The 22,516-nt window shown below is 36.1% G+C and carries 15 protein-coding genes; 8 read left to right on the top strand and 7 right to left on the bottom strand.

Annotated elements, in window-relative coordinates:
- Positions 1-89: 89 nt before the first annotated feature.
- On the top strand, positions 90-1,190 hold the full coding sequence (locus AC1DY0_RS03595) for a DUF4407 domain-containing protein (protein ID WP_477187300.1): 1,101 nt from the start codon (positions 90-92) through the stop codon (positions 1,188-1,190).
- Positions 1,191-1,215: 25 nt separating this feature from the next.
- On the opposite strand, the gene AC1DY0_RS03590 is transcribed toward AC1DY0_RS03595, so the two are convergent.
- Positions 1,216-2,502 carry a S28 family serine protease gene (locus tag AC1DY0_RS03590; protein WP_477187299.1) on the bottom strand — a complete coding sequence of 429 codons (1,287 nt, stop codon included), beginning with the start codon at positions 2,500-2,502 and terminating at the stop codon, positions 1,216-1,218.
- A gap of 155 nt (positions 2,503-2,657) precedes the next feature.
- Here AC1DY0_RS03590 and lhpI point away from each other — a divergent pair, with 155 nt between their 5' ends.
- The 6 genes from lhpI to AC1DY0_RS03560 all read left to right on the top strand — a co-directional run bounded on the left by lhpI (position 2,658) and on the right by AC1DY0_RS03560 (position 12,554).
- Positions 2,658-3,620 (top strand): bifunctional Delta(1)-pyrroline-2-carboxylate/Delta(1)-piperideine-2-carboxylate reductase, encoded by a 963-nt coding sequence (gene lhpI / locus AC1DY0_RS03585; protein ID WP_477187298.1) that lies wholly within the window; start codon positions 2,658-2,660, stop codon positions 3,618-3,620.
- 6 nt (positions 3,621-3,626) lie between these two features.
- The gene (locus AC1DY0_RS03580; RefSeq protein ID WP_477187297.1) at positions 3,627-4,694 is read left to right on the top strand and encodes a proline racemase family protein; all 1,068 of its coding nucleotides are present in this window, start codon (positions 3,627-3,629) and stop codon (positions 4,692-4,694) included.
- Between the two features lie 86 nt (positions 4,695-4,780).
- Entirely contained in the window at positions 4,781-6,772 is a 1,992-nt protein-coding gene (locus AC1DY0_RS03575; protein ID WP_477187296.1) for an MGH1-like glycoside hydrolase domain-containing protein, read from the top strand.
- A gap of 48 nt (positions 6,773-6,820) precedes the next feature.
- Positions 6,821-8,956: a beta-galactosidase gene (locus AC1DY0_RS03570; RefSeq protein WP_477187295.1), complete on the top strand. Its 2,136-nt coding sequence runs from the start codon at positions 6,821-6,823 to the stop codon at positions 8,954-8,956.
- Between the two features lie 39 nt (positions 8,957-8,995).
- Positions 8,996-11,305: an aminotransferase class III-fold pyridoxal phosphate-dependent enzyme gene (locus AC1DY0_RS03565; protein ID WP_477187294.1), complete on the top strand. Its 2,310-nt coding sequence runs from the start codon at positions 8,996-8,998 to the stop codon at positions 11,303-11,305.
- Positions 11,306-11,333: 28 nt separating this feature from the next.
- The gene (locus tag AC1DY0_RS03560; RefSeq protein ID WP_477187293.1) at positions 11,334-12,554 is read left to right on the top strand and encodes a M24 family metallopeptidase; all 1,221 of its coding nucleotides are present in this window, start codon (positions 11,334-11,336) and stop codon (positions 12,552-12,554) included.
- Positions 12,555-12,974: 420 nt separating this feature from the next.
- On the opposite strand, the gene AC1DY0_RS03555 is transcribed toward AC1DY0_RS03560, so the two are convergent.
- From AC1DY0_RS03555 to AC1DY0_RS03530, 6 genes are all read right to left on the bottom strand, one after another.
- Positions 12,975-15,134, bottom strand: a complete 2,160-nt coding sequence (locus tag AC1DY0_RS03555; protein ID WP_477187292.1) for a S9 family peptidase — start codon at positions 15,132-15,134, stop codon at positions 12,975-12,977.
- Positions 15,135-15,237: 103 nt separating this feature from the next.
- Complete coding sequence (locus AC1DY0_RS03550) at positions 15,238-16,530, bottom strand: aminopeptidase P family protein (RefSeq protein WP_477187291.1); 1,293 nt, start codon at positions 16,528-16,530, stop codon at positions 15,238-15,240.
- Between the two features lie 3 nt (positions 16,531-16,533).
- Positions 16,534-17,769: an NAD(P)/FAD-dependent oxidoreductase gene (locus AC1DY0_RS03545; RefSeq protein WP_477187290.1), complete on the bottom strand. Its 1,236-nt coding sequence runs from the start codon at positions 17,767-17,769 to the stop codon at positions 16,534-16,536.
- A 30-nt stretch (positions 17,770-17,799) separates the two neighbouring features.
- Positions 17,800-18,810 (bottom strand): 4-hydroxyproline epimerase, encoded by a 1,011-nt coding sequence (locus AC1DY0_RS03540; protein ID WP_477187289.1) that lies wholly within the window; start codon positions 18,808-18,810, stop codon positions 17,800-17,802.
- Positions 18,810-20,396 (bottom strand): aldehyde dehydrogenase (NADP(+)), encoded by a 1,587-nt coding sequence (locus tag AC1DY0_RS03535; protein ID WP_477187288.1) that lies wholly within the window; start codon positions 20,394-20,396, stop codon positions 18,810-18,812. Before AC1DY0_RS03535 ends, AC1DY0_RS03540 begins: the two co-directional genes overlap by 1 nt.
- A gap of 172 nt (positions 20,397-20,568) precedes the next feature.
- Positions 20,569-21,474, bottom strand: a complete 906-nt coding sequence (locus AC1DY0_RS03530) for a dihydrodipicolinate synthase family protein (protein ID WP_477187287.1) — start codon at positions 21,472-21,474, stop codon at positions 20,569-20,571.
- 173 nt (positions 21,475-21,647) lie between these two features.
- Here AC1DY0_RS03530 and AC1DY0_RS03525 point away from each other — a divergent pair, with 173 nt between their 5' ends.
- Complete coding sequence (locus AC1DY0_RS03525) at positions 21,648-22,493, top strand: AraC family transcriptional regulator (RefSeq protein WP_219318858.1); 846 nt, start codon at positions 21,648-21,650, stop codon at positions 22,491-22,493.
- Positions 22,494-22,516: the final 23 nt, after the last annotated feature.

Genomic DNA, 22,516 nt, shown 5'->3' with positions numbered 1-22,516 from the left:
GATATAATTAATTTATTTGGTATTAAATTTGTACCGTCTTTCGATAATTATCGAAACAAAAAATCAATCAATCAAAAATCAAATCAATCATGTTAAAACAATTCTTTATCCTTTGCTCAGGGGCTGACAAACAGCTTCTTGAAGGTTGTTCCGATGGCGAACAAACCAAATTTGTCGGTATTGGAGCCACCGTTTTTTTTACGGCAGTAATGGCTTTTATTGCCAGTGCCTATGCACTTTTTACCGTTTTTGACAACGTCATTCCCGCATTACTTTTTGGGTTCGTATGGAGTCTACTTATTTTTAATCTAGACCGATTTATTGTTTCCACTATTCGAAAAAGGGATAGCTTTGCCAATGAATTTCTACAAGCCACTCCCCGAATTATTTTGGCTTTCATCATTGCAATCGTGATTTCAAAACCATTGGAAATTAAAATTTTCGAAAAGGAGATCAACACCGTTTTACTGAAAGAAAAAAACGAAATGGCTATTGCCAATAAAAATCAAGTATCTAATTATTTTAAAGGCGATGTGACTAAAAATCAGTCGGAAATAGAAAGTATAAAATCCAATATTAAAACTAAAGAAAAAGAAGTAGCCGATTTATACCAATCCTATATTACCGAAGCTGAAGGCAGCGCCGGAACTAAAAAAATGGGTAAAGGGCCTATTTATAAAGAGAAAAGAGAAGCGCATGATTTGGCTTTACGACAATTAGATTCCTTAAAATCAAATTCGGTTAAAACCATTGCCGATAAAGAAGCGAGAGCCAAAACTTTACAAGCCGATTTAGACAAAAAAATAACCGAGACAAAGCCTATAATAGATGGTTTCGATGGCTTGATGGCTCGAATCAATGCACTGGGAAAATTACCTTGGTTGCCTTCATTTTTCATAATGTTGTTGTTCTTAGCTATTGAAACTTCTCCAATTATTGCCAAATTATTATCGCCTAGAGGTGAATACGATTTCAAATTGGAAGACTTGGAAACTGCGCTTAAAGCCACTATCGAGCAAGACAAATACCAACGCGAATTATTGATAAAAACCAGTGCTGCAATGCACGATAAAATCTATGCCGATATTGCCGAGGACAAAAAATTATATGATTTGCAAAGAAAAAATGCAACAGAATTATTGGAACAGCAATCCAATAACTTTTTAGAAAAGCAAATGAAAACATTATAGAAAAAGAGGCAATTATGCCTCTTTTTTATTTCAACCAACCATTCAATGTTGCCATAATCTTTTCTTGGTCTTCTTTTGGAAAATTTTTAACTCTCGTTGCATGACTCCCACCTGGAAGCACCATCTTCAAAGCATCTAAACTAGGATTTAGGGTTGGTGCACAAGATCCCCAAGTGTCAAATCCTCCATAGATATAAAGTATTTTATTACCCTTTGTCTCTACATATTTACGCACCTTTTTAATGTATTTTGGATTATATGTTATCGTAACCTCTTTGGGAGCAAATCGTGAATTAGAAGTACTTTTTACTGTTTTCAACAAATCTCTTACGGGTTCGAAATCAAAACCATAATATCCCAATTCACTCAGATGCTGATAATAGGAGGGTAATAAATCAAAATATTTTTGATCATTGTAAGTGCTAATCCCCACTATCTTATTCAAATAATCAAATAATGCTGCAGGACTGGCTCCCTCAACAGGAATATCTTCACATTTTCCGCCCCATTGCCAAAAAGAAAATGGGAATTCTAAAGTGCCATATTCTAAGGCTTCTTCAACAGAAACTTCAGTAAAACTCATTTTTTCTTTCTCGGCATATTCTTTAATTTCCTTCAAAAGAGCTTCTCTATTTAGCAATAATGCTCTCTGAAAATGAGTGACTTTTGCTCTGCATTCAGGAGTACCCACAATTTTTACATGCTCCACAGTTCTTGGATCTTCTTGGGTATTAATCAATGGTGCTACATAAGGCATGGCCACATCTACATCATTGGGGTATTTCGATTTATAAATTAATGTGGTTTCTCCCCCTTTACTTATTCCTGTCGAAATCCATTTCCCTTTGTATAATTCTTTCAATTTTATTGTAATGTTATGGTAATCCTCGATCGCCTGATCATTTGTTAAATACTCCCATTGAACAGAATTTGGTCTTGACTTACCATAAAATCGATACTCTACAGCCACTTGATTTGAGTTTAGCAATTTACTCACTTCGCTTTTTATATTACCTGTATTATAACCGTGCGTTTCAATTACCATTGGACTATTAAAATCACAATGAGAAAGGTAAATATAATGCTTAAAGGTTCCCTTTTCAGGATGTTTGTGATCCAATGGTTCATTCAAAATTAACTGATACGATTCAGTATATCCTTCTAAATTCTTTATCTCAGAAATCTCAGCATCAGGAAACAGCTCAATTAATTTTTTCTTTAAATCCGTTGGAGCAATTGTTCCTGTTTGGGCAAAACTCAAATAAGAACAAAAAATGAAAGATAGTATCAGTAGAATATTTTTAATTTTCATTGCATATTGGTTATAATTATTTTTTAAAAATACAATCTCATCACACCTTAAAATGATACTATATTAACCTCAAATTGTAATATTTTATCTGATACGGATTGAAAAGTATTTAAAAAAAATAAATAGTCTAATTTTATTGAAAATACAGCCTTAAAATGAATACTATTCAACTCATTTCTGATTCGTTTATAGAAAACAATTGCAATTTTAAACTTCTCATTGATCGGTTAAAAGATGGTTTTGCAAACCCATCTATAGAAGTACCAATGCGTCATCACCATGATTATCCAAATCCTCCTGAAGACAAAGACTCGACTTTATTACTGATGCCTGCCTTCAATCCTGGCGTAGATGCGGGGGTAAAAATAGTAACAGTAAGTCCCAATAATGGTAATTATAATCTTCCTGCCATACAAGGAACCTATATTTATTTGGATGCTCATAAGGGGAATATCAAAGCTATTTTGGATGGAAAATCACTGACTACAAAACGTACTGCTTCAACCTCAGCATTGGCCAGCAGCTATCTCTCCAGAGAAAATTCCTCTTCCTTATTAATGATAGGAACAGGAGCTTTGGCAAAAAATTTAATTCAAGCACATGCCAGTGTACGGCCTATCACCAAAGTATATGTTTGGGGTAGATCATTGGAAAAAGCACAAACGGTATGTGATGAATTATCGAGTGCTTCTTATTCTTGCATAGCTATCACAAACATTGAAGATAAAATCTCCGAAGTCGATATTATCTCTTGTGCCACTTTATCACCAACTCCTTTAGTCTTCGGAAAATGGCTGATAGAGGGGCAACATCTCGATTTAGTGGGCGCCTATAAAAAGGATATGAGAGAAGCGGATGATGAAGCTGTTTTAAAATCATCAGTATTCTTAGACACTTACCAAGGAGGATTAAAAGAAAGCGGTGATATTGTAATCCCTTTAAATAATGGAACTTTAAACATAGAAGATATTAAAGCGGATCTATTCGAGTTGTGTACTGGCTCCAAAAAAGGAAGAACATCCGAAAAAGAAATCACCTACTTTAAATCGGTTGGGCATGCTCTAGAAGACTTGGTTGCAGCCTCTTATTTTCATTCTGAATTTATATCCAAAAAATAAAAAGCTATGTCTTCAACTTATAAAAACATAATTTCAAAAACAGATTATACAGTACCTCAAAATTGGGTTCAAATTAAAACAATTGACATGCACACGGGCGGAGAACCCTTGCGAGTAATCGTTTCCGGTTTTCCTGAATTGAAAGGATCTTCCGTATTGGAATATCGTAAGGACATCAAAGAAAATTACGATTATTTGCGTACTGCACTTATGTTCGAGCCTCGTGGTCATGCTGACATGTATGGTTGTGTTTTGCTTCCGCCAAATGATGCAACTGCCGATTTTGGTATTTTATTTATGCATAATGAAGGTTACAGTACCATGTGCGGTCATGCCATTATTGCAATCAGTACTTTGGCGGTAAACATGAACTGGATTACAGTAAAAGAAGGAGAAAACAAACTTGAAATCGATGCTCCTTGTGGCCGAATAACCTCTTACGTAAATGTAAAATCGGGCGTAGTAACGGGAGTTCGTTTTCATTGTGTTCCAAGTTTTGTCGTAGGACTGGATCGTGAAGTCGAAGTACCAGGAATAGGGAAAATTATTTATGATTTGGCCTATGGTGGTGCCTTCTATGCGTATGTAGATTTGAGAAAAAACAATACTTTAAAGTTTACCTTAACCGATTCTGATTATCGTACTATCATACAAAAAGGCATGGAAATTAAACAGGCAGTAATGCAGCATGACAGTGGAATACTGCATCCTTTTGAAGACGATTTAAGCTTTTTATACGGAACCATATTTATTGATGATGCACAGGAAAAAGAAAATCATAGCCGAAATGTATGTGTATTTGCCGAAGGAGAAGTCGACCGTTCTCCAACAGGTTCAGGGGTTTCGGGAAGAATAGCTATAGAAAAATCAAGAAACACAATAGATTACAACAGCAAACTGGCAATTGAAAGTATTACGGGAAGTGTTTTTAACGCTTCATTGTTTTCCGAAAAAGACTTCGGGGCTTTCAAAGCCGTGATTCCTCAAGTGGAAGGAACAGCCCATATTACAGGTGCAAACACTTTTATTATTGACCCAAATGACCCTATGAAAAACGGTTTTATACTTAGATAAATATGAAATCGCCATGATTCAAAATTACAAACAGGAATGAAAAATGGCGATACCATATTCCACTAAAAAGCAAATATTATCTCCATATGAAACAGATTACAGCATTATTATCACTTATTTTTTTTAGCCAAGCTAATTTCGCTCAAAAGACCTACCCAAATTTAGAGGCTAGCAAAAACATTCTTAATTACAAAGGAAATCCAACGAACGCAACCGACAGAAAATCATTGGCTTTTTCAGATAAAGGCGCTTGGTTTGGATTTGGATTTCTGGATTCTACTCAAGGACAAGGAGGTTTTTCGGGACCTTATTTATTGACTGAACAAAACGGCGTTTGGATAAGCCCTTCATTGGTTTCTTTACATCTTAAAGATAAAAACCAACAGGAAATTATTGATTGGCAAACTGCTTTGGTAAATCAAAACAGTTACAATAGCCATTTGGAACAACAATTTCAGAATGAAAAATTAGATATAAAACAACAATTAGTGTTTTCTTCCGGTCAATCGGCAATTCAAAAAACGAGTATTACCAACCGATCATCTGAAACAATAATTGTTTATCCTTCATTTGATTCAAAATTGTTTTTGGATTTACAATTATCAAAAGAAAATCAAATAGTTAAAATCGTTTCCACAAAAAGCAAAGCCACAGGATACATCCAATTTTCAAATGCTACTTCCATCGAAATTACAAAAGACGGATATAGAACCCAAATTCAAAAATTAACACTTAAACCAAATGAAACCGGAGTAATTCTGGTTTCTCAAACTTTTATTTTTCCGCAATATTCATGGCAAAAAGAAAAAGAATCTTTAGCGAAAGCAAAATTCAACACTATTCTTTCTAGCTCACAAAAAGAAAAGGAAAATCAATTAGCTCAATTAATAGCCAAAAAGAAAGCAGTTTATAATGATTTGATCTACTCCAATTTATTGGCAAAATTAGCACTAACATTACAAAACAATTCTCGAATCGCAGCCGAAGGTTTGAAACACAACGGTATTTTCCCTAGTTACAATTACGAATGGTTTAATGGATTTTGGGCATGGGATAGCTGGAAACATGCAGCTGCCGTAACAAATTACAATCCCGAATTGGCCAAAAGCCAAATGCGTGCCTTATTTGATTATCAAACGCCAAATGGCTTTATCCCAGATTGTGTTTATAGAGACACTCTAATTGAACCTAATAATTACAGAAATACGAAAGCGCCACTGGCAGCATGGGCAGTTTGGAAAATTTATGAGCAAACAAAAGACACTAATTTCTTAAAAGAATTATATCCTAAGCTTAAACTATACCACAATTGGTGGTACAAAGATCGTGATCACGACCAGGACGGATTATGTGAATTTGGTTCAACAGATGGAACTTTAATTGCGGGAAAATGGGAAAGCGGTATGGACAATGCCGTTCGTTTTGACGACAGTCAGTTACTAAAAAATGGAGAAAATGCATATTCGATAGATCAGGAAAGTGTTGATTTGAATTCGTATTTATATGCCGAAAAAAACTATCTGAGTAAGATGGCTCAGGTTTTAAAACTACTGGAAGAATCCAAAAAATGGCAAGAAGAAGGTGTTGCATTAAAAACAAAAATTCAAAATCAATTTTGGGATGCCAGCACTGGTTGGTTTTATGACACTTCCATTGATGGAAAATCCCTTGTGAAAGTGATGGGCTGTGAAGGCTATATCCCCCTATGGGCAGAAGTTGCCACTGCTGAACAAGCCAAAATGATCAAAGAGAATATGCTTGATCCTGTTACTTTCAATACATTTATTCCTTTGCCAACATTGGCCGCCAATCATCCAAAATTTAAACCCGAAGGTGGTTATTGGAGAGGACCTATTTGGCTCGATCAAAGTCAATTTGCCATAAATGGATTAGAAAAATATGGCTATACCACCGAAGCAAATCAATTGGCACACAAACTCATTCACAATGCCGATGGTGTGTTAGGAAAAGGAGAAGCCATTCGTGAAAACTATCAACCTATAACCGGAAAAGGATTGGAATCTTATAATTTCAGCTGGTCGGCGGCGCATTATATGATGCTTCTTTTAAAAGATTAAAACATAAAATCCTTTTCTAAAATTGAAACCCTATTAAAAAAACTAAACATGAACAACCCAATTACCTTTATTACTAAACCATTATTCACACTCTTACTTATACTAACTTGCTATTCATTTCCCATATTGGCACAAGAAATAAAAGGTTCCTCTTCGGATAAAAAAAGCCCGCAACGCTTTTTTTCAAAACCCGATTTAATGCAAATCGGAGTTTATTATTATCCCGAGCAATGGCCAAAAGAACAATGGGAACGCGACTTGAATAACATCAAAAAATTAGGATTTGAGTTTACTCATTTTGCTGAATTTGCCTGGAGTTTTATGGAACCCGAAGAAGGAAAATATGATTTTAAATGGCTTGACGAGTCTTTGGCTTTAGCCGAAAAAGCAGGTTTGAAAGTTATTCTTTGTACGCCAACTCCAACTCCACCGGCCTGGATGGGAGAAAAATATCCCGAGATTTATTTGGTGGATGCAGCTGGCCGTCGTAGAGAACACGGAAACAGAGCCAACCAATCGGTTTCTAATGAAAAATACAGAGAGTTTGTAGCTAAAATTGTTACGGAACTTGGAAAAAGATACGGAAAAAACAAAAACGTGATAGGTTGGCAAGTGGACAACGAACCTGGAGCGCCCGAAGATTTTAGTCCATCGGCGCAAAAAGCATTTAGAAATTGGCTTAAAACTAAATACGGAACAATCGAAAAACTGAATACAGAATGGGTGACCAGTTTCTGGAGTATTCGTTATAATAATTTTGAGCAAATAGCCATTCCGAATGCAGAAATCTATTATGAAGATAAATTGAGTCCACACGCTGTCTTAGATTTTAAACGATTTACGGCAGATTCGCAAGCAGAGTATTTAAACGTACAAGCAGAAACTCTTAGAAAATACATCGATCCAAAACAATGGATTACGACCAATTACACTAATGTTGTTTATGGTGCCGATCCCCGAAGAACTGACAAAATGGATTTTGTAACCTACACCATGTATCCGGTTAGTGGTCAAAATCCTTTGGGAGGCAATAGTTTTAGAATGGGTTCTCCAACAAAAATATCGGAAGCCAATGATTATTATCGTTCTATAAATGGCATAACGGGCGTTATGGAAATGCAACCTGGGCAAGTAAACTGGGCATCCATTAATCCGCAATTGTTACCCGGAACGGTTCATATGTGGCTATCACAAGCTTTTGGGGGTGGTTGTTCCTTTGCATGCACTTACCGCTACAGACATCCGCTTGGGAGTAGCGAGATGTATCATGACGGAATTGTAGGAACTGATGGCGTAACACTTTCTTCTGGGGGAAAAGAATTTGTACAATCCATTGCCGATATGAAATTACTACGCAAGGAATACAACCCAAAAGCGGTAATCCCGAAAGAAATTGCCCAGAGAAAGACCGCTTTTTTATGGAGTCATGAAAACCTTTGGGATTTGGAAAATCAAAAACAGACCGAATTTTGGAATACTTGGAAACACAGAAATACTTACACTACGGCCATAAAATCTACTGGTGCTCCAATGGATTTTGTAACTGAGGAGGATGATTTTTCTGCCTATCCGTTTATGGTCGCACCAGCTTATCAGCTTATTGATCAAAAATTAGTCGACAAATGGACAAAATATGTAGAAAACGGAGGGAATTTAATCTTGACCTGTCGTACGGGTCAAAAAGATAAAAACGGACATTTTTTTGAAGCCAATTGGAATGCCCCAATTGTTCCGTTAATAGGCGCCGATGTGGAGTTTTTCGATATGTTGGCGGCCAACGTGAATGGTACCATAAAAGCTGGAGACAATACCTACGAATGGAACACTTGGGCTGATGTATTAAAACCAAAACCCGGAACTGAAGTTTTGGCAACCTATTCAGATCAGTTTTACAAAGACAAAGCAGCGGCTGTTACCAGAAAATTAGGAAAAGGAACCATTACTTACATTGGTGTAGAAAGCAAAGATGGAAAATTGGAAAGACAAATTGTTCGTTCCGTTTATGAAAGAGCCAAAATCTCAATAGAAAATTTGCCAAAAGGAGTATTTATAGAATGGAGAGATGGATTTTTCGTAGGAGTCAATTACACAAACGATCCCATAAATTTACCAATTGCCCAAGGCAGCAAAATTTTGGTGGGAGAGAATCCGTTACAGCCTGCGCAAGCTATTATTTGGAAATAAAAAGTCACGACACAAAAAATATTTTAATACAACAGAACGATGAAATGCACTGAAGCCCACATTCAACAATTAGCAAAAGATCATTACGGATTATCCGTTACCGCAAAAATGTTAAATGGTTATGATGAGTTGAATTATTTACTAACCGATACCAATAACAAACGATTTATATTAAAAGTTTCCGATGATATACAACCTTATCCTTTTTTGGATGCACAGGTTAAAATCATTAAGCATTTATCGAATAGTCCTTTATCGTCAAAATTTCAGCAGTTTTGTATAAATAAACAAGGAGATGAATTAACTCCCATTATAGAAGACGGAAAAAAATATTACTTGCGTATCCTAAGTTTTCTTGAGGGCTGTTTTTGGGTTGAAAAGACAAACAAATCAATAGAGCTATACCGAAATTTGGGAAACTTTATGGGCACTATGGATCATTCACTTCAAGGTTTTTCACACAGCGCGATGCATCGTCAATATACTTGGGACATTAGTAGAGCCAGTGACGCAAATGACAAATTGAAGTATATAAAAAATCATGAGAAAAGAAGAATAGCCAGTTATTTTCTTTTGCAATTTGATACCGAAGTGCTTCCGCAAATACACAGCTTGCGACATGCTTATGTCCATAATGATGCAAATGATTACAACATATTGGTAGATGAAACCAATGTAACCGGTCTAATTGATTTTGGCGATATGGTTTATACGGCTTTAATTAATAATCTTGCTGTAGCTTGCACGTATGCAATGCTTGCAAATGAAGATCCGCTTACTGCAGCTTCATTAGTTGTCAAAGGATATCATGAATCCTATCCGCTTACCATTCAAGAATTGGATTTATTGTATTATTTAATTGCCGGAAGATTGTGCATTAGCGTAACCCAATCGGCATACAATGGTTCATTAGACACTAATAATGAGCATCACTTTATAACCGAAAAACCCGCTTGGGATTTATTGTATAAACTTATCAAAATCAATCCTATCAAAGCGCAAGATACTTTCAGAAAAGCTTGCGGTTTCGAGGGAGTAATTAACGATGGTGATTATTCGGATTTGTTACAAAAGCGTCAAAAAAACGTGGGACGAAATTTAAGTATTGGTTATAAAGAAAATCTGAAAATTGTAAAAGGTGCACTTCAATATTTATATGATGATAAAGGAAGGACCTTTGTGGATTGTGTAAATAACCCTTCACATGTGGGGCATTGCCATCCTGTTGTGGTTCGCAGAATGCAAAAACAAATTGCGACTCTTAATACCAATACTCGATACTTAAACGACACCATTCTAGAATATGCCGAAAAACTCACAGCCACTTTACCACCTGCTTTAAGCGTTTGTTATTTTGTGAATTCGGGAAGTGAAGCTAATGATTTGGCGATACGAATGAGCCGTCATTTCACCAAACAAAAAGACATTATTGTTCTGGATCATGCCTATCACGGAACCTCAACGGTGGCCATGGAAATGAGTCCCTATAAATTTGACAGCAAAGGAGGTTCTGGAAAAATGCCTTGGATACACAAAGCAATAAACCCAGATCTTTACAGAGGGCCTTTCAAATACGGAGATGAAAATGCAGGTGAAAAATACGCTGCCGATGTGCAACGCATTATTGAAGATTTAGAGAAAGAAGGCAAAGCACCCGCTGTATTTATTTGCGAAACATTGTTGGGTGTCGGCGGACAAATTCCATTGCCCAAAAATTACCTAAAAACTGTTTACAATCATGTTAAAAAGGCGGGAGGAATTTGTATTGCTGATGAAGTACAGGTTGGTTTTGGTAGAGTTGGAGATGCTTTTTGGGGATTTGAACTTCAGGATGTTGTTCCGGATATTGTTGTATTGGGGAAACCAATTGGCAACGGACATCCATTGGCCGCTGTAATTGTAACCAATGAAATAGCCGATGCTTTTAATAACGGTTTGGAATATTTCAATACTTTTGGAGGCAATCCAGTATCAATGACTGCGGGTCTGGCGGTTTTGGATGTGATTCAGGAAGAAGAAATGCAGGAACATGCCAAAGAAGTTGGGAATCACTTGATGGATGGATTAAGAGAATTAATGCAAAAACACCCAATCATTAGCGACGTTCGTGGACATGGTCTATTCATAGGTGCCGAAATGGTGAAAGACAGAATAACGATGGAACCCGCTCTTCCGGAAATTGATATTGTTGTCGAAAAAATGAAAGAAAAAGGATATTTGCTAAGTACTGATGGCCCTTTGCATAACGTATTAAAAATAAAGCCACCAATGCCTTTCAATAAACAAAACGCGGATGAAATGGTACAATTATTAGATGTAATTTTAAGTGAAATAAAAAGTCTACAATAGTTCAACCCCTTTTACATACACACCAATTATGAAAAACGGAATAGGCGGATCTACCGCACAAATTGAATTGGATAAAATAGCCAATAGAACCCAAGGCATTCAGCCCATACAGTTGGAAGAATACCTAGGCCGAATAAAAAAAGCGGCTCAATTAATGATCGACTTAGACATTAAAGCCGTTTATCTTAATGCAGGAACCAACTTGTATTATTTTACGGGGACCAAATGGAATGCTTCCGAAAGAATGGTTGGAGCTTTATTGTATGCCGACGGAAGCCTGGAGTACATTGTTCCAAAATTTGAAGAGGGCACTTTTAAAAAATATCAAAAAATAGAAGCCACCATAAATTGTTGGGAAGAACATGAATCTCCTTATGCATTAATGGGGAATTTATTGAAAAACAAAAATATTCATGAAGGAACTATTGCATTAGATGAATCGGCAGCATATTTTTTAATAGATGGCGTTTCTAAAGCAAATCCTGCTTACAACTTTATCAATGCACAAGCAATAACAACTGGATGTAGAATCCAAAAATCAGTCAATGAAATCGCGATTATTCAAAGAGCTAAAGACATTACCATGGAAGTACACCGTGCCGTGGCTCGGATCCTACGTCCAGGGATTAGTGTAAAAGAAGTCACCGAATTTATAAACAATGCTCATATAAAAGCGGGAATTCCTTCGGGATCCTATTTTTGCATCGTTTTGTTCTCGGATGATTCTCAATATCCGCATGGTGTGACTGTTCCTCATGATTTAAAAGAAAATGACATTGTTTTGGTCGATACTGGTTGTCAATTGGAAGGCTATCTTTCGGACATTACCAGAACCTATGTATATGGAACACCGACCGAAAGACACCGAGAAATTTGGAATCTTGAAAAACAAACCCAACAAGCAGCCTTTGATGCAGCCCAAATTGGTGCTACCTGCGGATCTGTAGATGACGCCGCCCGAAAAGTTCTTGCCGCTGCCGGATTGAGTGGGGATTATCAATTGCCCGGATTACCGCACCGTGTGGGGCATGGAACTGGATTAGACATCCACGAACATCCCTATCTGGTAAGAGGGAATACCTTAACACTTCAAGAAGGAATGGTAGTTAGTAACGAACCCATGATTTGCATTCCCGGTGAGTTTGGCATTCGGCATGAGGATCATTTTTACATGACCAAAGACGGTCCGAAATGGTTTACCACACCAATGTATAGTATTGACAATCCGTTTGGATACGACCAAAATTAATTCCTTCTACTATTTAAGCTTAATTTCCAAAAAAAGTAGTAGAAAGCACCTGTGCTATAGGTATGTCCTACCAATAATACTAGTGCTTCGAACCAATACTATTGGCTTTTATCACCAATAATAGAGGTATTAAACACCAGTACTATTGGTTTGTCGTGCCAATAATAGGGGTGTATTGTACCAATACTATTGGTCTTTATCACCAATAATAGAGATATATTATACCAATACTATTGGTTTATTGCACCAATAATAGAGGTGTTTTGTACTATATTTACCAGCTAAACTTTAAAATCAAAAAAAAATCTAACCTTGAATTGTGCTTGACTACTTTAGTCCCGCAATTCGTGATAGCATAAACCAAAAAAGAGGATAGCTACTTTACAGGCTATCCTCTTTTTTATTGAATTCATAAAAATGCTATTTTGCTCCGGGAGGAGAATATTCCAGAATAAATTTTATAAATGTATCTCCCAAATGTTGACTTGTCCCTTCTCCTTCATTGATGCTGTGCGTACGATTTGGATAAATCATCAAATTGAACATTTTATCATATTTTACCAATTCATTGATCAGTACCTCTGCATTTTTATAATGTACGTTATCATCTCCCGTTCCATGAATGTATAGCAGATTTCCTTTTAAGTTTTTGGCATACGTAACCGGAGACGCTTGCTTGTAAGCCGCTTCACTTTCACTTGGTAATCCCATATATCGTTCCGTATAGATATTGTCATAAAAATGCTGATCAGTTACCGCTGCAATGGCCACACCCGTTTTGTAAATATCAGGATATTGGAACAACAAATTCAGGGTTACTGCTCCGCCACCGCTCCATCCATGCACTGCCACGCGATCCGTATCGATAAAATTCCATTTCAAAATTTCTTTGGCCGCCATCGCTTGATCACGTGTATTGATTATTCCAATATTCTTGTAAATACATTTTCTCCATTCTGTTCCTTTCATAACAGGAGTTCCTCTATTGTCAAGAGCAATTCCTATATAACCTGCTGGAATCAGAGCCGCAATAAAATCATTAAAATAAGGCTCATCATTGGCAACAGATGCCATTGGTTCTCCATAAACATAGAAAAAAACAGGGTATTTTTTTGTTGGATCAAAGTCCAATGGTTTTGCCATTATTCCGTCAAGCTCTACATTATCAATAGTCTTTACTTTAAACTTCTCTAATGAATAGTCTCTTTCTGGTTTTACAAAATTATCTTTCCCTAATGGAAATATTTTTTCATGATTCTTTAAAGCAACCAAACGCGTATTCCAATTGCGGTTGATATTCGAATTAGTATGTTTTGCAAAAGCACCATCGGGAGAAAATTTATATTCATTAGTTCCATCAAGTTCCATTGGTGTAGTACGCTTTGTTTTTTTTGTATCTAAATTGGTTTCATACAAATATCGTTGTGTAGCATCCGTAGGACTTGAAGTAGAATAAATAGTTCTGGTTTCTTTGTTATAGGCTAAAAAATAAGAGTCGTAATTTTCTTTGGTGATTAGTTCTTTTTTCTTCCCATCCATGCTTATTTTGTAGACATGCATCCAACCATCGGTATCAGAACTCCAAAGAAAAGATTTTCCGTTATCTACCAGTGTACATGAAAATCCATCATAAACACCCGATGATATGTCAAAAACATCAATCCAAGCTTTTGATTTTTCTTGATAAATTACAGACGCCTTGCCTGTATTTGAGTTGCAATTGTAGATTGTGGCTTCATTTTGATGTCTGTTTAATTGCACTATCATTAATTCATTTTTACCAATCCATTCCATTCTTGGCAAATAATTATTATCTGCATCGCCTGGAATTGCCAACCAATTTGTTTTTTCGGAAGCTATATCAATAACACCAATTTTCACTGATGATGGTTTTTCACCCGCTTTTGGGTATTCAACCGGAACCACATAAGAATACAATGAATCTGTATTATTGATCATTAAATGGTATTTAGTATCGGTAGCATCCACACGCCAAAAAGCAATACTGTTCCCGTCAGGACTCCATCTGAAACCATCTCTGCAGCTAAGTTCTTCTTCATAAACCCAATCAAAAGTTCCATTAATTATTTTGGCAGTTCCGTCTTTCGTTAATTGTTTAATTGCATGTGATTGCAAATTTTCTACATAAATATTATGCTTAGAAACGTAAGCCACATTTATATCGTCATTTGAAAACTTAGCAAACATTAGCGAAGAAGCCTCTAATCCTTTTCCTAATTGATAGCCCTTTCCAGTTGCAAGATCAAAATACCAATAGTCGCCTTTGGTATTACCACGCCAAACTTTTTTTGAATTAGTGTAAATCAATACTTTAGCCTTAGTGGTATTCCAAACTAACTTTTCAATTTCCCCTTGAAAACCCGAAGCTTTCATTTGGTCTTTTGTCAAAACTATTTTGCTCTCCGTTAGTTTTTTGGCATCATAAACTGCAATATTATCTTGTTCATTCACCCAAAAAGAATGGGATTCTGGCAACCAGTTTAGTTTATCAATATTGATGGTGTTTTGCGCAAACATGGTTTGGGCAAAGAGATAAAAAATAAGGAAAATCTTTTTCATTGCGTTTATATGGTCTTGGTTAATAATACAAAAACTGGTTTGATAAGTTTATTTTCTTTGATGTACTTTTTTAGTCCTAAAAAAACATAAAATGTTACATTATCTATTGTTTCATTAACAACTCAATCTCATCCATTTCAATAGGCATCCCTTCAGACAAATTGATATTTCCATCTTCTGTAAGCAGGTAATCATTTTCCAAACGACATCCTATTCCTTCTTCCCTAATATAAATTCCAGGTTCACAGGTGAGCACCATGCCTTTTTCAAATGGGCGGGAATACAAGCCAACATCGTGGATATCCAATCCTAAATGATGCGCTGTTCCATGCATAAAGTATTTTTTGTAAGCCGGAGCATCAGGGTTCTGATTTGCAATCTCATCTAACGTTAGCAATCCAAGTCCTATCAGCTCATTTTCTATCAAGGAAGCCATTTGTTTTTCATAATCACTTGACAATACACCTGGTTTTAATAATTTTGATCCCTCTTTCAAACAATTTAAAACAGCTTGATAAACTTCGCGTTGACGAGAAGAAAATATTCCGTTTACTGGAAAACATCTCGTTGTGTCCGAGTTGTAATTGCCATAACAAACTCCAAAATCTACCAAAACCATTTCCCCCTCTTTACAAATACCATCATTAGAATTGTAATGCAAAGCACACGCGTTTTTCCCCGAAGCCACAATTGGTTTGAAGGCATGTCGCGTTCCTCCATTTTTAATCACTTCGTAAATAAGTTCCGCCTCCAATTGGTATTCTTTACAATTGGGTTTCGCAGCTTTCAAAATATTTTTGAATCCTTCTATACTTAGTGCAATTGCTTTCTTGATGAGATTTACCTCTTCATCGGATTTTATGGGTCTGAGCTCACGTGTTATCTTCGCCACTCGGTCGTACTGATGTAAAGGATATTTTTCTTTACACCATTGAATCATACGATCTTGTCTGGTGGCCATTTCAAAAGTAGTTCTTTTTATATGCTCATTATGTCCTAAATAAAAAGTATCAGCTTCAAAAGCAAAGAGTTGTAATGTCTTTTCGAATTCATGAATCCATTTTACATTTTTAATGCCCGAAATTTGGAAAGCTTCTTCTTTGTTTAGAAAATCACCATCCCAAATTTTGCTGTGTTCTGTTACTTCTTTTATAAAAAGAATCTCTCTGTTTTCTTCCTTAAAAGCATGAGGATATAATACCAAAATGGTTTCGTCTTGGTCGATTCCCGTGAGATAAAACAAATCATTGTTTTGGGCAAAACCCATCACATCATCTGCATTGGTAGGCATGACATCATTGGATGTGAGAATTGCAATGCTGTTATTTTTTAGTTTTTCTGAAAAGCGTTGTCTATTTTCTATAAATAAGGAAGAATTTATTTTATCGTATCGCATCGTTTATAATTGAAACATTTGAGTATTAACCGAAGTGGTTTTATTTGAAATAATTTCTGTCACTATTTTTCCTGTTGCCGGTGCCAGACTCAATCCCATCATGGCATGTCCAGTAGCCAATACCAAATTTAATACTTTTTTATCTCTCGCAATGATTGGTAATCCCGAAGGTGTGCAGGGTCTAAAACCAAACCAAGTATCCTTTTCTTCTGGTCTGCTAATTTTTAAATCGGGATAAAATTCATTGATGCTGTTCACAATACCCTGAAGTCTGTTTTGATTTATTTTCAAATCATTGGTATGGGTAATCTCCATAGTTCCACCAAAACGAATATCAGTATTCATAGGGGTAACAGCTACTTTTCCTTCGCATAAAATGGATGGAATTGAAGGTTTTTCGGTTCTGTTATTCAATGTAAAGCTATACCCTTTTCCTGGTAATATGGAAATATTTATATCTAGTTTCTTGGCTATCTCGGGACTCCAAGATCCAGAAGACAAAACAACCTCATCTATTGGAAAATTCCCTTTATCGGTAATTATTTCAGTAATCCGATTATTTTTTATTCTAAAATCTTTCACCAAGGTATTTGTATGCACCACAACATTCATACGTTGCAGTTCTTCTTTGATAAACTGCATGAATTTTTGGGGATACAAATGGGCATCACTTTTATAATGCACACCCCCAACAACATCGGTTCTAGTTCCCGTTTCCAATTTTGAAACGGCTTCCTTAGAAAGAAAATCTACCTCTAGTCCCAAACATTCTGCTTCTTTTCCCTCATGTTCTATTTCTTCAGCTACTTTATCTGTTTTATAAAGCATTAATAATCCTTTCTCCTCATAGAAAAAAGAATGCTTTTCACGGTCTAAATCCTGAAATAATTCCTTACTCAGCAAAGCCAAATCTCTAAGTGCCGGCATTGATTTCTCAACATGTTGAGGCGTAGCATGCTTGTAGAATTGTAGCCCCCATTTTATCAAATCGTAACTTAATCTTGGTTTTACGTAAAATGGACTCTGACTGTCAAACATCCACTTCATCCCTTGAGCGATCATTCCTGGTTGTGCCATCGGAATAATATGTGAAGGAACAATCATTCCTGCATTACCGTAGGAACAACCATCAGTCATGTCCGATTTATCAAAAACAACTACTTCATATCCTTCTTTGGCTAGATAATATGCAGAACATAACCCTACTATTCCTCCTCCTATTACACTTACTTTCTTCATTATAAATACAATATAATTTTAAATATTCAACTAAATTACCTGAAAACCAAACGCATATGGGTCATCTTCATCATCAATGATAATGTTATTATATCCATACACTTTTGCCCATCCTTGAATACTTGGAACAATCGCCTTTATGTTTCCTATTGAAGTTTCTTCAACAACCCTACCAATAAATTTACTACCGATATAGCTTTCATGAATGTAATCTTCTCCTTTTTTCAATTTCCCTTTGGCGTGAAGCTGAGCCAATCTAGCAGAAGTTCCAGTGCCACAGGGAGAGCGATCAATAGCTTTGTCCCCATAAAAAACAGCATTCCTACCTGAAGATGCTGGATCTAAAGGATCTCCTGTCCAAAGCATATGACTCACATCACGAATGGTATCATTTTCAGGATGAATAAATAGATTTGGATATTTTTCATTGATTCGTTTGCGAACTTCCTGACTGAATTGCACAATTTTGCCAGCCGTAAAATCTTGTACTCCTGAAAAGTTTTTTTGTGGATCCACAATTGCATAATAATTTCCACCATAAGCCACATCAAAAGTAATTTCGCCTAAATCTGGACAATCGACAGTCAATCCTTCAGCAGCCAAATACGATTTTACATTCGTCAAACGAACCCAGTCCACTTTTTTACCAGTTTGTTGGTACTCTATCTGAACCAGTCCCGCCGGAGCTTCCATTCGTATTTTTCCAGGAACTTTTGGAGTAACCAATCCTTCTTCTATAGCAATAGTGATGGTGCCAATTGTTCCGTGTCCACACATGGGCAAACAACCAGAGGTTTCTATAAAAAGTATTCCAAAATCATTTTCTGGGTTACTTGGCGGATAAAGAATACTCCCACTCATCATATCGTGACCACGAGGCTCGAACATTAATCCTTTCCGAATCCAATCGTATTCTTTGAGAAAATGTTGTCGTTTCTCACTCATATTCTCCCCGATAAGATTTGGACCTCCACCAGCAACTACTCTCACAGGATTTCCACAGGTATGTGCATCTACGCAAAAAAAAGTTTTTCTAGACATTACAGGATAGGTAAAGAGGTTTGTATTGTATTAACTGATCTCGAAATTCCAAGCGGATTTTCGTTTTGCAATTCTAAAGGTAATAACTTATCAGGCCAGTTTTGAAAACTAAAAGGTCTAACCCAACGTTTCACTGCGTGGATTCCAACTGCTGTAAATCTTGAATCGGAAGAAGCAGGATATGGACCACCGTGAATCATAGAAGGACAAACTTCTACACCCGTTGGTACTCCATTGAAAATTAGTCTTCCAACTCTATTTTGCAAAGAAGCAATAACATTGATATAATTTTCAATCTCTGAATCTTCAGAAATAATAGTTCCAGTTAACTGGCCATCCAATTGATTAATTATGGAAACCAACTGCGCTTCGTCATCGCATTGAACCAAAATAGAAAACGGACCGAAAACTTCATGACTTAAAGTTGGGTTCTCCAAGAATGTTTTCCCCTCAACTGTAAGCAATGTTTGGGGAGCATAGTTTGGAGCTATCTTTCCTTTGTATTCTGTGGCTGTACGAACACCTTTTTGAGATTTCAACAGCTCTTTTCCTAAATTAAAATCGGCTTTAATGGACGGATGAAGCATACAGGATGGTGCTATTTTCTCCATTTCCTCAGTCAATTGGGTTGTGAAATTATCCAAATCCTCTCCTTTAATAGCCAATAACAAACCTGGATTGGTACAAAACTGACCAGTTCCTAAAGTAATTGATCCGGCATAAGTAGCAGCCCATTTTTTACTTTCATTCGCTAAAGCTTTAGGCAAAATAACAACTGGATTTATACTTCCCATCTCTGCAAAAACAGGGATTGGCTCGGGTCTTTGGGAGGCCAAATCATACAATGCTCTTCCTCCTTTAATGCTTCCCGTAAAGCCAACTGCCTTAACCAAAGGATGTTTTACCAAACTAGCTCCTAAAACTACTCCGCTACCAATTAAATTTGAGAACACACCTTCTGGCATATTGGTCTTTTTGGCTGCTTTAATCACTGCCGATGCTACCATTTCACCTGTTCCGATATGCATTGAATGACTTTTTACAATAACAGGACAACCCGCTGCCAAAGCAGAAGCGGTATCTCCTCCTGCAGTTGAAAAAGCAAACGGAAAATTACTAGAACCAAAGACTACTACGGGACCTAATGGCATCAACATTTTACGCAAATCATCTTTCGGGAGAGGTTGTCTCTCTGCAACTGCAGTGTCTATGGTCGCTTCAACCCAGCTTCCTTCATTCAGCATCTCTGCAAAAGATCGCAATTGAAAAATAGTACGGCCTCGTTCACCCTCTGCTCTACCTCTTGGATATCCAGACTCGGTACAGTAGGTTTCTAACAATTCGTCTCCCAAAGCTAAAATCTCATCAGCAATAGCATTTAGAAAAGCTGCTTTTTCCTGCCCCGAACAATTTTTATAGATTTTAAATGCCTGATCCGCCAAAGCAACTGCTTGCTCGATTTCCTCTGGAGTTGCTTCCGTAAATATCCAATCATTTTCAATATTAAGTTGTGGATTTATCGTTTTAAACGTTTTGGTCCCACTGCCCACAAGATGACTTCCTATATAATTTTTTCCTGTAATCATTGTCTGAATTTAATTTCATTAATTTATTTGGCTATCATTTCGCGAAAGCAAGACTTAAAATTTTGTAAAAATAAAACCGTCGACACAAGAGATAGTCTTGATTAAAACTATCTCCGAGCCAACACTTTAAGTAACCAAACTTAACTAAATAACCTAAAAAGAACGGTTATTATTACACATTAGGAAGAGTAGGCCTTGTTCTCAATCCTTCATTGATAATTGCCAATACTCTTTCCCTTTCGGCTCCTTGAAGAGGCAATCTAGGTGCACGAACATATTCTGTTCCCAAACCTGTAGCCACTTCAGCCAATTTAATATTTTGAACCAATTGTGCGTTGATATCTAACTCTAAAAGAGGTAGAAACCAGCGGTAAATTTTTATTGCCTCATCAATTCTTCCTTCTTTAGCCAATTTATAAATTGCAACTGTTTCTTTAGGAAAAGCATCAACTAATCCCGAAACCCAACCATGAGATCCCATCAATAAACTCTCCAATGCCAATGTATCAACACCTGATAAAATCTTTAAACGATCTCCAAAACGATTGATAATCCTGGTCACATTTGAAATATCTCTTGTAGACTCTTTCACTGCTTGAATTGTATCAAATTTTAGTAATTCTTCAAACATATCCAGCTTCACTTCAATTTTATAATCTACTGGATTATTATAAATCATTATTGGTAAAGAAGTGCTTTTTGCCACCTCAGAAAAGTACTTTATTGTTTCATGATCAGTTGCCATATAACGCATTGGAGGCAACATCATCAATCCTTTTGCTCCATCTAGTTCGGCTTTATTTGCAGCTTCAATGGCTCCACGAGTGGTTTGTTCAGCTATATTCATTATAATTGGAACCGAATCTTCTACAATGCTTACGGTACCTCTTACGAGTTCGCGTTTTTCTTCTTCCAATAATGTACTTGCCTCCCCAAGAGTTCCTCCCAGAATGATTCCACTTACACCCGCTTCCAGTTGGGCTTTTACATTTACCTCAAACATATTGAAGTCTAATTTATCGTCTGCAGTGAATTTTGTTGTAACTGCCGGCATTACACCATTCCATTGAACACTCATAATTACTAAATTTTTGTTTAGACAAAATTACCTGCAAGACACTGAAAATTCTTTTAATAAATTATCATTAAATAATACTATATTATCCATTATGCATTTAATTTAAAAATATAAGAGTAATATTTGCGCATTTTTTTAATAATATATACATTTGGTTTAAATATGTTTTACTCATGAAAGTTTTTCCTTTTAAAATCACAAAAACAGGTACAGAATCAATTATCTATCAAGAAGATAGAGAACTTATGTTTTACAATAAACTGCATCAGCATGAAGAGACACAGATAAGTTATATCGAAAAGGGAGAAGGAACATTATTGGTAGGAGACACTATAACTCAATATCAAAAAGGAGATATTCTGGTCATTGGCAGCAACTTACCACATGTGTTTAGAAGTGACACCAACTCTGAAGAATCATCCGTAATGCTTTCCCTTTTTTTTACTAATAACTCTTTCGGAAAAGATTTTTTTGAATTACCCACATTCAAGACCATTCAACCTTTTTTTGAAAACTGCAAAAACGGGTTTATTATTAAGGACAGTCCAAAAAAAATCATCAAGTGTTTCAAAAAAAACAAAACAGAAAATGAACTTGATCGTTTTATTACATTTTTAGAAACTATAAAAAATCTTAACCTAGCGGATAAAAAACCCCTTTCTTGTTATATATATGACAAAAAAATAACGGATAACGAGGGGAAAAGAATGCAAAATGTCTTTGAATATGTGATGAACAACTATCAAAAAAACATTTCACTTGAAGAAATTTCTTCGATAGCCAATATGACCAAAAATGCTTTTTGTCGTTATTTTAGAGTGAGAACCAATAAGTCTTTTTTTCAATTTCTGATAGAAATCAGAATAGAACATGCCGGTAAATTACTATCGAAGAAAAATGAGCTTTCTGTATTGGAAATAGCCGAGTTATGCGGATTTAATAACATTTCAAATTTCAACAGAAAATTCAAAGAAATCAAAAACAGCTCTCCTTTACAGTATCGAAAACTAAACGCATAAAAAAACCCGACATCAGTTAAGTT

This window comes from Flavobacterium sp. P1_E4 (genome assembly GCF_056405915.1).
Note: the sequence above shows the minus strand (reverse complement) of the source record. Positions and strands in the feature narration are given on the sequence as shown.